Genomic DNA, 12,457 nt, shown 5'->3' with positions numbered 1-12,457 from the left:
GGGCAACACTGCGGATATTATGGCATTTTTCGCTTATCTGCCTGTGGGTAATTTATGAAAATGATTGATGTTGTTGCCGCCATTATCGAACGGGATAGCAAAATTTTACTCGCACAGCGCCCCGCTCATAGCGATCAGGCGGGGTTATGGGAGTTTGCAGGTGGCAAAGTCGAGCCGGATGAAAGCCAGCCGCAGGCGCTGGTGCGGGAATTGCGCGAAGAACTCGGCATCGAAGCTACTGTCGGTGTTTACGTTGCCAGCCATCAGAAGGAAGTGTCTGGCCGGATTATCCATCTTCATGCCTGGCACGTACCGGACTTCCACGGTACGTTACAGGCACTCGAACATCAGGCGCTGGTCTGGTGTTCGCCAGAAGAGGCTTTGCAATATCCGCTGGCCCCTGCTGATATTCCACTTTTACAGGCGTTTATGGCTTTACGCGCCGCCAGACCAGCGGATTGGTGCTAATGGTTTTGTCATCCCGCTGGCATTGCAGCAATATCCCCTCCGCTTTAATCACTGCCCCCTCCGAATAGTTTTGATCCTGATAAACGCAGCACTGGTTACAGGGCTGCACCGATTGTCCGCCAGAACTAAACACCTCCGGCGGCACATTCACCTCTACATCCGGACGATATTGCGGGTTGGCCAGCGCAAAGAATGGAAATGCCAATGTTACGGCGAATAATGCTCTACTCACAGGAAACTCCTTATATTCGTTGTCTCTGCTACTGATAACGGTAACCGGGCAGAAAAACTTTAGCGTCTGGTTGCCGGATGCGACGTGCACGTCTTATCCGCCTCGAACCACTCTTGAAAATGCGCACGGTTTTCCAGGTCTGATAAAACGCACCAGAGTCACAGCAAACATTAGGTGACGTTTATAAAACCCGCAGATCATTAATTTGCTTTCCTGCGTCATTTTTTTCTTGCTTACCGTCACATTCTTGATGGTATAGTCGAAAACTGCAGAAGCATCTAAAACAAACAACACCAGCACAATCGTATTAATATATAAGGGTTTTATATCTATGGATCAGACATATTCTCTGGAGTCATTCCTCAACCATGTCCAAAAGCGCGACCCGAATCAAACCGAGTTCGCGCAAGCCGTTCGTGAAGTCATGACCACACTCTGGCCTTTTCTTGAACAAAATCCAAAATATCGCCAAATGTCGTTACTGGAGCGCCTGGTTGAACCGGAGCGCGTGATTCAGTTTCGCGTAGTCTGGGTTGACGATCGCAATCAGGTACAGGTTAACCGCGCATGGCGTGTCCAGTTCAGCTCCGCCATCGGCCCGTACAAAGGCGGTATGCGCTTCCATCCTTCAGTAAACCTCTCCATCCTTAAATTCCTCGGCTTCGAACAAACCTTTAAAAATGCTCTGACTACCCTGCCAATGGGCGGTGGTAAAGGTGGTAGCGATTTCGATCCGAAAGGGAAAAGCGAAGGCGAAGTGATGCGTTTCTGCCAGGCGCTGATGACTGAACTGTATCGCCACCTGGGCGCGGATACCGACGTTCCGGCGGGCGATATCGGCGTTGGTGGCCGTGAAGTCGGCTTTATGGCGGGGATGATGAAAAAACTGTCTAACAATACCGCCTGCGTCTTCACCGGTAAGGGGCTTTCTTTTGGCGGCAGTCTGATTCGTCCGGAAGCCACCGGTTACGGTCTGGTTTATTTCACTGAGGCGATGCTGAAACGCCACGGTATGGGTTTTGAAGGAATGCGTGTTTCCGTTTCTGGCTCCGGCAACGTCGCCCAGTACGCTATCGAAAAAGCGATGGAATTTGGCGCTCGCGTGGTTACAGCATCAGACTCCAGCGGCACCGTGGTTGATGAAAGTGGATTTACCAAAGAGAAACTGGCGCGTCTTATCGAAATCAAATCCAGCCGTGATGGTCGCGTTGCGGATTACGCCAAAGAATTTGGTCTGGTCTATCTCGAAGGCCAACAACCGTGGTCTGTGCCGGTTGATATCGCCCTGCCGTGCGCGACCCAGAACGAACTGGATGTTGACGCTGCACATCAGCTTATCGCCAACGGCGTTAAAGCGGTGGCCGAAGGGGCAAATATGCCAACGACCATCGAAGCGACTGAGCTGTTCCAGCAGGCAGGCGTGCTGTTTGCTCCAGGTAAAGCGGCTAATGCAGGTGGCGTTGCAACATCGGGGCTGGAAATGGCGCAAAACGCTGCGCGTCTGGGCTGGAAAGCCGAAAAAGTTGATGCGCGTTTACACCACATTATGCTGGATATCCACCATGCCTGTGTTGAACATGGTGGTGAAGGTGAGCAAACTAACTACGTGCAGGGCGCGAATATTGCTGGTTTTGTGAAGGTTGCCGATGCGATGCTGGCGCAAGGGGTGATTTAAGTCATCAGGCGTTTGTGCCGGATGCGGCGTGAACGCCTTATCCGGCCTACGAAACCCCTCTGAATCAGAGAACAGCTCTGTAGGCCTGATAAGACGCGCAAGCGTCGCATCAGGCATTTGTCCGAGTGCGACGTAAACACCCTGAAAATCTTCAGCATCACGCCTTTATGTTATCGCTCCACTGCCCGCATCTTCCGATGGTGGGCTTTTTTTCGGCGTTCGCTTGCGTGGTGAAGCCTTTTTCTTCTCTTCGCCGCTGCCCGGAGCCACTATGCCGCGAAACTGCCACACCGGCGTGCGCTTAGCCTGATCAATCAGTTGGTACAGCGTCCCCACCAGCGGCTGCATAAAGTCCTGGTAGCGGCACTGTTTTTCGCTGATTTGCGTCAGCACCGATTCCCAGTGCGCTGTCATGTCCGGTCGCGTCGCCATTTCTGGCAGCGAATGGAATAACGCTTTTCCGGCATCAGTAGAGTGGATGTAGCGCCCTTTTTTGGTCAGGAAGCCGCGCTTGAACAGCAGTTCAATAATCCCCGCGCGGGTCGCTTCTGTGCCCAGACCATCGGTCGCACGAAGGATCTTCTTCAGATCTTTGTCCTGTACAAAGCGCGCAATCCCGGTCATTGCCGAAAGCAGTGTTGCATCGGTGAAATGGCGCGGCGGCTGGGTTTGCCGCTCTACCACTTCGCCCTTCTCGCACAGCAACTCATCGTCTTTTGCCACCACAGGAAGTGGCGTGCCGTCGTTTTCTTCGTCACGCTCTTTGCTGCCTAACAGCGTGCGCCAGCCCGCTTCGGCAAGAAAACGTGCTTTTGCAACAAATTTGCCTTTTGCTATGTCCAGTTCGATCACACACTTGCGGAACACCGCGTCCGGGCAGAATTGCATCAGATACTGACGAGCAATCAGACTATAAACCTTCGCTTCGTTCTCCGTCAGGTTGATAGCCGAACTCCGCGCGGTCGGGATGATGGCGTGGTGGGCATCCACCTTTTTGTCATCCCAGCAGCGGTTGCGTAAATCTGGATCAACCACGGGCTGCGGCAGAAGACTCGGCGCATGGACACTGATGGCATTCATCACCGCATGGCGTCCGGCAAAATGTTCCTCCGGCAAATAACGACAATCGGAACGTGGATAGGTAATCAGCTTGTGCGTTTCGTACAATTTCTGACAGATATCAAGCACGTTCTGCGCACTCAGGCCAAAACGTTTTGCCGCTTCAATCTGTAACGTCGAAAGCGAAAATGGCAGCGGCGCGGATTCTGATTCCCGTTTATCGTTATAACTGGTGACAATCGCCGGTTGGCCGCTGATGCGGTTAACGACATGCTCCGCCAGCGGACGATGCAACAAACGCCCCTCTTCATCCTGGTACGGCTCACACGCTTCGCTCGGTTGCCAGATGGCGGTAAACCGCTCATCGGCAGGCGTCACGATATGCGCCTTGACTTCAAAGAAATCTTTCGCGACGAAGTTTTCAATCTCTTCGTCGCGACGCACCACCAGCCCAAGCACTGGCGTCTGCACGCGCCCAACGGAAAGTACCCCCTGGTAGCCAGCATTACGCCCCAGAATGGTATATGCGCGGGTCATATTAATGCCGTACAACCAGTCGGCACGCGCTCGCGCCAGCGCAGAAACGCACAACGGTACAAACTCACTGTTGGAACGAAGACGATCGATCGCCCGCTCAACCGCCTGCGGGTTCAGGTCGTTGATTAAACAACGCTGAACTTGCTGGCGCTTTTCCGGCGCAAGTTGCAGGTAATCCAGCACTTCATCCACCAGCAATTGCCCTTCACGATCCGGGTCTCCGGCATGAACGATTTCGCTGGCTTCGTGCAGAAAGCGTTTGATGACGTTAAGTTGTTTGGTCACGGAAGGCCGCGGTTGCAATTGCCACTTTTCCGGGACAATCGGCAGATCTGCCAGATTCCAGCGCGCATAGCGGCTGTCGTAGACATCTGGCTGCGCCTGCTCAAGCAGGTGACCGATACACCAGGTCACCACCTGACCATTGCCGCATTCGATAAAGCCATCGCCTTTACGGTGCGGTTTGGGCAGGACATCAGCAATAGCGCGCGCCAGACTCGGTTTTTCGGCAATAAATAACCGCATTGAATTAACGGATCTCAACCATGGCACGACCACCGCGCGCAGGCACCAGTTCGCCAATCGCTGTCAGTTCGATACCAAATTCGGCTGCGGTTGCTTTAACTTCGTTTTCTGCCTCTGGCATAACCGCCAGTAGCAGGCCGCCGGAGGTTTGCGGATCGCACAGCAGATCGCGCACTTCGCGTGGCATTTCACCCATCAGATGACCGTAGCTGGCAAAGTTGCGTTCGGTGCCCCCCGGCACAGCGCCCAGCTTAATGTACTCTTCCACGCCCGGCAGTTTCGGGATTGCTTCATAGTCAATGCGCGCCTGCACGCCTGCGCCCTGGCACATTTCGCTTAAATGGCCCAGCAGACCAAAACCGGTAACGTCGGTCATCGCTTTTACGCCTTCAATGTTGGCAAAGGACGCTCCCGCGATATTCATCCGACACATCACTTCCGTCGCCAGTCCCTGATGTTCCGGTTTCAGCAGTGATTTTTTCTCGGCAGTGGTAAGAACACCAATCCCCAGCGGTTTCGTCAGGAACAGTTTACATCCCGCTTGTGCGGTACTGTTTTTCTTCACCCGTTCAGTCGGTACGATCCCCGTCACCGCCAGACCAAAAATCGGTTCCGGCGCGTCGATGGAGTGACCACCGGCCAGCGCGATACCCGCCTGACGGCATGCATAACGGCCACCTTCGGTCACTTCACGGGCAATTTCCGGGGACAGTTTGTTAATCGGCCAGCCGAGGATCGCAATTGCCATAATCGGTTTGCCGCCCATCGCAAAAATATCGCTGATGGCGTTAGTCGCCGCAATGCGACCAAAATCGAAAGGATTATCAACAATCGGCATAAAGAAGTCGGTGGTGCTGATGACGCTGGTGCCATTGCCCAGATCGTACACCGCCGCGTCGTCGCGGGTTTCGTTACCCACAAGCAAATTCGGATCAACAAACTTCGCCTGCTCACTGTGCAGGATGGTTTCCAACACTTTTGGGGAAATTTTACAGCCGCAACCAGCTCCGTGGCTGTATTGGGTCAAACGAATCGAGTTCTCGCTCATGGACATCTCCTGTCAATGCAATCCGGGTATGGTAACCCTCATTCCGTGAAGTGATAAGTGAGAGTGTCTGAATTCCTGCGTCTTTGCTCACAATCCACTCAGTTTCACCGCAATTATCAGAAATAAGTCACAAACGGTGTCGGGTCCGGAACGTTAATTGACGTTGACGCTTTCAACTGCGGTGTGCCGAGGTAGAGAAACCCGACGATTTTATCCTGATCCCGACAACCGAATGCATCACGTACCACCGGGCTTTCGGTTAACGCCCCACTACGCCAGATCCCGCCAAAGCCCTGGGCAACCGCAGCCATTTGCATTGCCATGACCGCGCAACCGGCAGACATTTCCTGTTCCCAGCGCGGGACTTTATGATTTTCTTCGCATTTCGCCACCACCGTTATGATAAGTGGCGCGCGGAACGGCGCATTACGGGCTTTGTCGATCGCTTTCTCATCACTCCCCGCAGCAACTGCGCCCTGTTCCAGAACGGCGCTGAAACGTTCGCGCCCTTCCCCCTCAATCACAAAAAAATGCCACGGTTGCATGGACTTATGGTCCGGCGCACGCATCCCCGCACGCAGGATGTTTTGCAGTTGCTCACCTGTTGGTGCGGGTTCCGCCAGGCGGGAGGCGCTACGGCGATTGATCAATAGTTCGAGTGCATCCATTTGATTAACTCCTGTCATGATGTTTATTCACAAAATTAACACGAGAGTGGATTTTGTTACAGCACAGGCCGCGATTCCTGCTGACAAGTGCCGGTTGGGTCATTACGATAACCACATCTATTGCACCTGCGACAGGTGTAACTTTTAGTCTGGGAGAATACATGCGAACCCTTTGGCGACTTATTGCCGGATTTTTTAAATGGACGTGGCGTCTACTGAATTTTGTCCGTGAAATGGTACTTAACCTGTTTTTTATTTTTCTCGTGCTTGTTGTCGTGGGTATCTGGATGCAGGTCAGTGGTAGCGATAGCAAAGAAACCGCCAGTCGTGGCGCGTTGCTGCTCGATATCTCCGGCGTGATCGTCGATAAGCCTGACAGTTCGCAGCGGTTTAGCAAGCTGAGCCGTCAGTTACTTGGTGCCAGTTCTGATCGTTTGCAGGAAAACTCACTGTTTGACATTGTAAACACCATTCGCCAGGCAAAAGATGACCGGAACATCACCGGTATCGTGATGGATCTGAAAAACTTCGCGGGCGGCGATCAGCCTTCCATGCAGTACATTGGTAAAGCCCTGAAAGAGTTTCGTGACAGCGGCAAACCGGTTTATGCCATTGGCGAGAACTACAGCCAGGGGCAATATTATCTTGCCAGTTTTGCCAACAAAATCTGGCTATCACCACAAGGCGTGGTTGATCTGCATGGTTTTGCGACCAACGGACTGTATTACAAGTCATTGTTGGATAAGTTAAAAGTTTCCACCCATGTGTTCCGCGTCGGTACGTATAAATCTGCCGTTGAGCCGTTTATTCGTGATGATATGTCACCGGCAGCCCGCGAGGCTGACAGCCGCTGGATTGGTGAGCTGTGGCAAAACTATCTCAACACTGTGGCTGCTAATCGTCAGATCACCGCCCAGCAAGTATTCCCTGGCGCACAAGGGGTGCTTGATGGCTTAACCAAAACCGGTGGCGATACCGCGAAGTACGCGCTGGATAACAAACTGGTCGATGCACTGGCATCAAGTGCCGAAATCGAAAAAGCCCTGACCAAAGAGTTCGGCTGGAGTAAGGCGGATAAAAATTATCGCGCCATCAGTTATTACGATTATGCTTTGAAAACTCCGGCAGATACCGGCGACAGCATCGGTGTCGTCTTCGCAAATGGCGCAATTATGGATGGCGAAGAAACCCAGGGTAATGTTGGCGGCGACACAACCGCAGCGCAAATCCGCGACGCTCGTCTTGACCCGAAAGTGAAAGCGATTGTTCTGCGTGTTAATAGCCCTGGCGGCAGCGTTACTGCGTCTGAAGTGATTCGATCTGAACTGGCAGCAGCCCGAGCGGCTGGCAAGCCTGTGGTTGTATCGATGGGCGGCATGGCGGCATCTGGTGGTTACTGGATCTCCACGCCGGCCAATTACATTGTGGCTAACCCCAGCACTCTGACCGGTTCTATCGGTATCTTCGGCGTGATCACTACCGTAGAAAACAGTCTGGATTCGATTGGTGTACATACTGATGGCGTTTCAACCTCACCTCTGGCGGATGTTTCCATTACTAAAGCACTGCCGCCGGAAGCGCAGCAGATGATGCAGTTAAGCATTGAGAACGGTTATAAACGCTTCATCACGCTGGTTGCGGATTCGCGTAACTCGACGCCAGAGCAGATCGATAAAATCGCTCAGGGCCACGTCTGGACTGGTCAGGATGCGAAAGCTAACGGTCTGGTCGATAGTCTCGGTGATTTCGATGATGCAGTTGCCAAAGCGGCAGAACTGGCCAAAATGAAACAGTGGCATCTGGAATATTACGTCGATGAACCAACCTTCTTCGACAAAGTGATGGACAACATGTCAGGTTCTGTACGGGCGATGTTGCCAGATACGCTCCAGGCTATGTTGCCTGCACCGCTGGCCTCGGTGGCTTCAACCGTTAAAAGCGAAAGCGACAAGCTGGCGGCCTTTAACGATCCGCAAAACCGTTACGCGTTTTGCCTGACCTGCGCCAACGTGCGGTAATCCCTGCAAATATGTGGCCGATATGCTGTCGGCCACACTCCTGAACCGGACTGTCTTTCACTTCCTCTCTCCACTACATTGCCTTGCTCATTCTGCATCTGATAAGGAGTCATCAGTGAATAAGGCACCCTCTTTAATTGCCGCTATTGTCCTCGGACTGGGGATCAGCGCCTGTGGTTATTTCGTTGGCGATGGAGTTAAGCATTTAAAAACTAACAACCGTTATGTGAACGTGCGGGGGCTTTCGGAAAAAGAAGTTCGCGCAGATACGGCTGAATTAACCATTGCGATTAACTTTAAGGGCAATGTTCCCGGCGAGCTTTTCCCAAAACTGGAAGACGCGCAGAAAAAAATTGTTGCCGAACTCAACGCTCAGGGGATTAGCAGCACAGAGATAAACCTGGGCCAATGGACAAGCAAGCGAACGGACTCCTTTTATCTCAAAGATGATCCAACGATGCCTCGCTATAATGCCGACGGGTCAGTGACGATAAAAACCCATAACGTTGCTGCCGTCGAAAAAGTCGTCGCTAAACTAAACGAACTGCAAGTCGCCACGGATGGTGCTATCGCTGATAGCAAAATCGCCTATCGTTTTAATGGCATTGGCGCACTTCGCGCTGAGATGATTGCCGCCGCGACAAAAGACGCACGCAACGCAGCATTACAGTTTGCGACGGATTCAGGTAGTCAGGTGGGGTCAATCAGCGATGCTTCGCAAGGGGTGTTCCAGATCTTCGCCAGTGGCAGTGATGAAGATGATCCTACGGCGATTAATAAAACGGTGCGCGTGGTAACGACCGTAACCTATGCGTTGCAGGATTAATCACTTTTCTCCGGCGGGACGCTACACCCTCTGTTCCGCCAGACTTTTCTCATATCCACAGAGTATCCAGGTGCGCTCCCTGCCCCTCACGTATATACTTTTGCTCTTTCGATATCATTCATATCAATATCATGCAAAAGAAATCAATTTACGTTGCCTACACGGGCGGAACCATCGGGATGCAGCGTTCCGAGCAGGGTTATATTCCAGTGTCAGGTCATCTGCAACGCCAGTTGGCGTTGATGCCGGAATTCCATCGCCCGGAGATGCCAGATTTCACTATTCATGAATATACGCCGCTAATGGATTCTTCCGATATGACGCCGGAAGACTGGCAGCATATCGCTGAAGACATTAAAGCGCACTATAACGAGTACGATGGTTTTGTCATTCTGCACGGCACCGATACCATGGCATATACCGCCTCTGCACTGTCGTTCATGCTGGAGAATCTTGGTAAACCGGTCATTGTGACAGGGTCACAAATCCCGTTAGCCGAGCTACGCTCTGACGGACAAATCAATCTGCTGAATGCGTTGTACGTTGCTGCTAACTACCCGATCAACGAAGTAACGCTGTTTTTTAATAACCGCCTGTATCGCGGAAACCGAACCACTAAAGCCCATGCCGATGGTTTTGATGCCTTTGCTTCCCCCAATCTTCCACCGTTACTGGAAGCAGGTATCCATATTCGTCGTTTGAATACACCACCCGCCCCGCACGGTGATGGAGAACTGATCGTTCATCCAATTACGCCACAACCGATCGGCGTGGTGACAATTTATCCGGGGATCTCTGCCGATGTTGTGCGTAATTTCCTGCGCCAACCGGTTAAGGCGTTGATTCTTCGCTCTTACGGTGTGGGTAATGCGCCGCAAAACAAAGCTTTCCTGCAAGAATTACAGGAGGCCAGCGATCGCGGTATCGTGGTGGTTAATCTGACGCAATGTATGTCCGGTAAAGTGAATATGGGGGGATATGCCACCGGTAACGCCCTCGCCCACGCCGGCGTTATTGGCGGCGCGGATATGACTGTGGAAGCCACTCTCACCAAGCTGCACTATCTACTTAGCCAGGGACTGGATACTGAAACCATTCGCAAGGCTATGAGCCAAAACCTACGCGGCGAGCTGACGCCGGATGATTAAGCAACTGTCTTGAACGTAAAAATCATGGAGCAACATGATGGTGCGATTCATTCCATTCTTCGTTCTTTCTGAGCATTGCGTTCAGGATAGTCAGCAACTTACGCATACAGGCAACCAGCGCCACTTTTTTGGCTTTTCCGGCTGCAAGCAGACGCATATAAAACGCCTTTATCACCGGATTAAACCGGGTTGCCACAAGAGCTGCCATGTACAGGGCTGCTCTTGCCCCCGCTCGACCGCCAAAAATGGTTCGTCGACCGCGCATGGTTCCCGAGTCCCGGTTTACCGGAGCAACACCTATAAGTGCACTGATTTCACGTCTCGAGAGGTTGCCCAGTTCTGGCACTTCTGCCAGCAATGCAGCAGCCGTCATGGTGCCAACACCTTTGATGCTGCTCAGACGTTCAGTAAGCTCTTTAAAATGACTCTGAATGTGCCTGTTCATATCTTCATCGATCCGGGCAAGTTCATTCTCCAGAGCCTGGATGATGATATTAATGCTTTTTCTGCTTTGCGGATGTGCAGGATGCAGACGGTTACGCTCAGCCACCAACATGGTAATCAACTGGCGTCTGCGTACCACCATTGCAGCAAGCACCTGACGTTCGCCATCCGGCAGAGCCCGAATAAAGCGTTCCCGTTCCGGATGGCGATTAATGACTTCAGCCATCTGAGCAAGCACTCTGGCGTCAATGCGGTCAGTCTTTGCCAGGTATCCCATTGCACGGGCAAAGTCTCTGGCCTGCCTTGGATTGACAACCGCAACATCAAAACCTTCGGCCTGAAGCGAGCAGGCCACAGCAGCCTCAAGCCCTCCGGTGGCTTCCATCAGAATCAACGCCACCGAATGCTTTCTGAGTTCAGCAACAATGGCATCAAAGCCATCAGCGTCGTTACCTGTAGTGAACTGGGCGAACTCACTGGTAGTAGCAATGTCCAGTGTCGCTTTGGAAACATCAATTCCCACACAGAGTGGATTTGGCAGACTCATTATTACCCATCCTTGCAAATGCGTTATGGAGTACGGACAACTGTTCGGGTTTCAGATGAGTGGCTCAGTGTATGCGCCAAACGCTTAATCACGGGCTATAAACCCCAGGAGACAACAGGCTGCATACACATTGCCAAATCTAATCGCTGTTATATTAACCAATTTTCAAGATACAAGGAGATTGCAATGCCCCATCGCGCCCTGTTACTGGTCGATTTACAAAATGATTTCTGTGCCGGTGGCGCGCTCGCCGTGCCAGAAGGTGACAGCACTGTGGATGTCGCTAACCGCTTGATTGACTGGTGTCAGTTGCGCGGTGAACCAGTTATCGCCAGTCAGGACTGGCATCCGGCTAATCACGGCAGTTTTGCCAGCCAGCATCAGGTGGAGCCATACAGCCAGGGGACGCTCGACGGTTTGCCGCAAACATTCTGGCCTGAACACTGCGTGCAGAGCAGTGAAGGCGCGCAATTACATCCGTTACTCAATCAAAATGCGATCGCAGCAGTGTTCCATAAAGGCGAAAACCCTTTAGTTGACAGTTACAGTGCTTTTTTTGATAACGGACGTCGGCAGAAAACCGCGCTCGATGGCTGGTTACGCGACCATGAAATCAATGAATTGATCGTTATGGGGCTGGCTACTGACTATTGTGTGAAGTTTACCGTGCTGGACGCGTTGCAGTTAGGTTATAGCGTGAGCGTGATTACCGATGGCTGTCGTGGCGTAAATATTCAGCCGCAGGACAGTGCACACGCATTTATGGAGATGTCAGCGGCTGGAGCAACACTGTACACGCTGGCGGACTGGGAAGAGACGCAGGGATAATTTTGCTGGCCTACGATTCAGTACTGACGTTGTAGGCCAGATAAGACACATCAACGGCACATCTGGCGTGCTCGTAGTTAAATCAAACAATCAACTCGTAACAGTAAAGATTATCCCTCTCTTCATAAACGTCTGATAAAGGGAACAAATCTCTTACTTAAACATGGCTATCGGCTTTGCCGAGATACCAAAATCTTCTTTCAACTGTTGTTTGCTCTTCATGACCATCTGACCGTTAGTGTCGATTGTCATATGCTGCGCATCGGTATTGTTTCGGGCCTGCCATAACATCACCAGTTGCAGGCAGTTCTCTTTTTGTTCTTCAGTCAGCGCAACACCATCTGGCCATTTTCCCAGTTCAACGGCGGTCGATAAACGCTGGTAAACCTCAGGCGTCATGCTGTTGATTATTTCATCAAGACCCATAATTTTCC

Annotated in this window: 12 protein-coding genes; 6 read left to right on the top strand and 6 right to left on the bottom strand. The window is 52.0% G+C overall.

Translation table 11 applies throughout. From position 1 onward, the window contains the following. Nucleotides 1-54 precede the first annotated feature (54 nt). Nucleotides 55-468, top strand: a complete 414-nt coding sequence (gene nudG / locus C1192_RS03505; RefSeq protein ID WP_001516288.1) for a CTP pyrophosphohydrolase — start codon at nucleotides 55-57, stop codon at nucleotides 466-468. On the opposite strand, the gene C1192_RS03500 is transcribed toward nudG, so the two are convergent. After that, nucleotides 428-700, bottom strand: a complete 273-nt coding sequence (locus tag C1192_RS03500) for a YnjH family protein (RefSeq protein ID WP_000085224.1) — start codon at nucleotides 698-700, stop codon at nucleotides 428-430. The genes nudG and C1192_RS03500 overlap by 41 nt on opposite strands. 331 nt (nucleotides 701-1,031) lie before the next feature. Here C1192_RS03500 and gdhA point away from each other — a divergent pair, with 331 nt between their 5' ends. Beyond that, nucleotides 1,032-2,375, top strand: coding sequence for an NADP-specific glutamate dehydrogenase (gene gdhA / locus C1192_RS03490; protein WP_000373052.1), 1,344 nt, complete (start codon nucleotides 1,032-1,034; stop codon nucleotides 2,373-2,375). Nucleotides 2,376-2,540: 165 nt separating this feature from the next. Here the strand turns inward: gdhA and topB are convergent, their stop codons facing one another. The 3 genes from topB to C1192_RS03470 form a co-directional block, all read right to left on the bottom strand. After that, nucleotides 2,541-4,496, bottom strand: a complete 1,956-nt coding sequence (gene topB, locus C1192_RS03485; RefSeq protein ID WP_038354286.1) for a DNA topoisomerase III — start codon at nucleotides 4,494-4,496, stop codon at nucleotides 2,541-2,543. A gap of 4 nt (nucleotides 4,497-4,500) precedes the next feature. Continuing rightward, complete coding sequence (gene selD, locus C1192_RS03480; RefSeq protein ID WP_001516286.1) at nucleotides 4,501-5,544, bottom strand: selenide, water dikinase SelD; 1,044 nt, start codon at nucleotides 5,542-5,544, stop codon at nucleotides 4,501-4,503. Between the two features lie 116 nt (nucleotides 5,545-5,660). Then, on the bottom strand, nucleotides 5,661-6,212 hold the full coding sequence (locus C1192_RS03470; RefSeq protein WP_016261959.1) for an NAD(P)H nitroreductase: 552 nt from the start codon (nucleotides 6,210-6,212) through the stop codon (nucleotides 5,661-5,663). Between the two features lie 161 nt (nucleotides 6,213-6,373). Between C1192_RS03470 and sppA the strand changes: the two genes are divergently transcribed. From sppA to ansA, 3 genes are all read left to right on the top strand, one after another. Further along, nucleotides 6,374-8,230 (top strand): signal peptide peptidase SppA, encoded by a 1,857-nt coding sequence (gene sppA / locus C1192_RS03460; RefSeq protein ID WP_001259890.1) that lies wholly within the window; start codon nucleotides 6,374-6,376, stop codon nucleotides 8,228-8,230. Nucleotides 8,231-8,345: 115 nt separating this feature from the next. Then, nucleotides 8,346-9,056: an SIMPL domain-containing protein gene (locus C1192_RS03455; protein ID WP_001030440.1), complete on the top strand. Its 711-nt coding sequence runs from the start codon at nucleotides 8,346-8,348 to the stop codon at nucleotides 9,054-9,056. Between the two features lie 131 nt (nucleotides 9,057-9,187). Further along, nucleotides 9,188-10,204 (top strand): asparaginase, encoded by a 1,017-nt coding sequence (gene ansA / locus C1192_RS03450; protein WP_038354285.1) that lies wholly within the window; start codon nucleotides 9,188-9,190, stop codon nucleotides 10,202-10,204. Between the two features lie 22 nt (nucleotides 10,205-10,226). Here ansA and C1192_RS03445 read toward each other — a convergent pair whose 3' ends face one another. Next, nucleotides 10,227-11,195: an IS110 family RNA-guided transposase gene (locus C1192_RS03445; protein ID WP_103194776.1), complete on the bottom strand. Its 969-nt coding sequence runs from the start codon at nucleotides 11,193-11,195 to the stop codon at nucleotides 10,227-10,229. Between the two features lie 186 nt (nucleotides 11,196-11,381). Between C1192_RS03445 and pncA the strand changes: the two genes are divergently transcribed. After that, nucleotides 11,382-12,023 (top strand): bifunctional nicotinamidase/pyrazinamidase, encoded by a 642-nt coding sequence (gene pncA / locus C1192_RS03440; RefSeq protein WP_001120524.1) that lies wholly within the window; start codon nucleotides 11,382-11,384, stop codon nucleotides 12,021-12,023. A 153-nt stretch (nucleotides 12,024-12,176) separates the two neighbouring features. Here pncA and C1192_RS03435 read toward each other — a convergent pair whose 3' ends face one another. After that, a complete protein-coding gene (locus C1192_RS03435) occupies nucleotides 12,177-12,449 on the bottom strand; it encodes a YeaC family protein (RefSeq protein ID WP_038355616.1) in 273 nt (90 codons plus the stop codon). Between the last annotated feature and the right edge of the window lie 8 nt (nucleotides 12,450-12,457).

The sequence above is a fragment of the Escherichia marmotae genome (genome assembly GCF_002900365.1).
In the GTDB taxonomy this organism is placed as follows: domain Bacteria; phylum Pseudomonadota; class Gammaproteobacteria; order Enterobacterales; family Enterobacteriaceae; genus Escherichia; species Escherichia marmotae.
This window is presented reverse-complemented; position numbering and strand designations above follow the sequence as displayed.

Excerpts from the sequence above, each read along its gene's own strand:
- gdhA (WP_000373052.1), top strand. The coding sequence starts at position 1,032 with ATGGATCAGACATATTCTCTGGAGTCATTCCTCAACCATGTCCAAAAG.
- C1192_RS03435 (WP_038355616.1), bottom strand. The coding sequence starts at position 12,449 with ATGGGTCTTGATGAAATAATCAACAGCATGACGCCTGAGGTTTACCAG.
- sppA (WP_001259890.1), top strand. The coding sequence starts at position 6,374 with ATGCGAACCCTTTGGCGACTTATTGCCGGATTTTTTAAATGGACGTGG.
- selD (WP_001516286.1), bottom strand. The coding sequence starts at position 5,544 with ATGAGCGAGAACTCGATTCGTTTGACCCAATACAGCCACGGAGCTGGT.
- pncA (WP_001120524.1), top strand. The coding sequence starts at position 11,382 with ATGCCCCATCGCGCCCTGTTACTGGTCGATTTACAAAATGATTTCTGT.
- ansA (WP_038354285.1), top strand. The coding sequence starts at position 9,188 with ATGCAAAAGAAATCAATTTACGTTGCCTACACGGGCGGAACCATCGGG.
- nudG (WP_001516288.1), top strand. The coding sequence starts at position 55 with ATGAAAATGATTGATGTTGTTGCCGCCATTATCGAACGGGATAGCAAA.
- topB (WP_038354286.1), bottom strand. The coding sequence starts at position 4,496 with ATGCGGTTATTTATTGCCGAAAAACCGAGTCTGGCGCGCGCTATTGCT.
- C1192_RS03445 (WP_103194776.1), bottom strand. The coding sequence starts at position 11,195 with ATGAGTCTGCCAAATCCACTCTGTGTGGGAATTGATGTTTCCAAAGCG.
- C1192_RS03470 (WP_016261959.1), bottom strand. The coding sequence starts at position 6,212 with ATGGATGCACTCGAACTATTGATCAATCGCCGTAGCGCCTCCCGCCTG.